Here is a 1,639-nt window from a genome sequence, read left to right on the forward strand (position 1 = left end):
TTGGGCATCCTGCACGAAATGCAAAAGCAGGCGCCCGACAAAGAATTCATCGCCGCGCCGACGGCAGGCAACGGCGGAAGCTGCAAAAGCTGCGCGTTCTGCCCGTGGATGGCGATGAATTCGCTGGGCGGCATCAAATACGCCCTGACAAGCGGACACAACGAAATTCTGTTGGACAGAAAGCTGGGCGAAGCCGCCAAACTGCCTTTGCAGCGTATGCTCGACTTCGCGGCAGGACTGAAGAAAAAAGATGTGTTCAACGGCATGGGTCCCGCCTGATTTGCCGTCAATATTGCCGTTTCAGACGACCTCTCAAACAAGGACAACACCATGCAAACCGATTGCGACGTATTGATTGCCGGAAACGGGCTGGCGGCACTGACGCTCGCCCTGTCGCTGCCTGAGTCGTTCCGCATCGTCATTTTGTGCAAAAACCGGCTGGACGACACCGCCAGCCGTCATGCGCAAGGCGGGATTGCGGTGGCGTGGTCGGGAGAGGACGATATCGAAAAACACGTCGTCGATACTTTGGAAGCGGGCGCAGGTTTGTGCGACGAAGCCGCCGTCCGTACCATCTTATCGCAGGGCAAACCGGCAATCGAATGGCTGCTGGCGCAGGGCGTGGCGTTCGATCGGAATCATAACGACCTGCACCTGACGCGCGAAGGCGGGCATACCTGCCGCCGAATCGCCCATGTCGCCGACTACACGGGCGAAGCCGTCATGCAGAGCCTGATTGCCCAAATACGCCGCCGCCCGAACATCCGCGTTTGCGAGCGGCAGATGGCGTTGGACATCCAAACCGAATCAGGCGCGGCGTGCGGACTGACCGTCCTCGACTGCCGAACGCAAGAAACCTACCGCATCCGCGCCCGCCATACCGTACTCGCAGGCGGCGGCCTCGGGCAAATTTACGCCGCCACCACCACGCCACCCGAATGCACGGGCGACGCCATCGCCATGGCGATACGCACAGGCTGCGCAGTCGAAAACCTCGAATTTATCCAATTCCACCCCACAGGCTTGGCAAGGCCGTCTGAAAACGGCCGTACCTTCCTGATTTCCGAAGCCGTGCGTGGCGAAGGAGGCATCCTGACCAACCAATCGGGCGAACGGTTTATGCCGCATTACGACCGCCGCGCCGAACTCGCGCCGCGCGACATTGTTGCCCGCGCCATCGCCGCCGAAATCGCCAAACAAACGCAAGACTTCGTCTCGCTCGACATCAGCCGCCAACCCGCAGCGTTCGTCCGCCGGCATTTCCCGTCCATCCATCGGCACTGCCTGTCCCAATGCGGCTTGGACATCACGCACCAAGCCATCCCCGTCCGCCCCGTGCAACACTACACCTGCGGCGGCATCCAAACCGACCCCTGCGGCAGAACCTCCTTGCCGCAGCTCTACGCCTTAGGCGAAACCGCCTGCACAGGATTGCACGGAGCCAACCGCCTCGCCAGCAACTCCCTGCTCGAATGCGTCGTTACCGCCAGGCTTGCCGCCCAAACCATCGCAGACGGACAAGCGTTCCAAACCGAACCATTCCAAAGGCCGTCTGAAAGCCCCTCCGCCGAAACAGACATCTTTTCAGACGGCCTCCAAAACGTATTCAGCCGCCCCACCCTACAAGCGTTCAACCAAC

Annotated in this window: 2 protein-coding genes; both read left to right on the plus strand. The window is 60.8% G+C overall.

Annotation, left to right across the window (positions count from 1 at the left end; translation table 11 throughout):
- Positions 1-279: quinolinate synthase NadA (gene nadA, locus ACTHS4_RS11535; protein ID WP_440365967.1), on the plus strand; the 279-nt coding region annotated here is incomplete at its 5' end.
- 51 nt (positions 280-330) lie between these two features.
- A partial coding sequence (gene nadB, locus ACTHS4_RS11540) for an L-aspartate oxidase (RefSeq protein ID WP_440365968.1) occupies positions 331-1,639 on the plus strand: 1,309 nt, incomplete at its 3' end.

The organism is Neisseria sp. P0014.S009, from assembly GCF_051958155.1.
Lineage (GTDB): Bacteria > Pseudomonadota > Gammaproteobacteria > Burkholderiales > Neisseriaceae > Neisseria > Neisseria flavescens_C.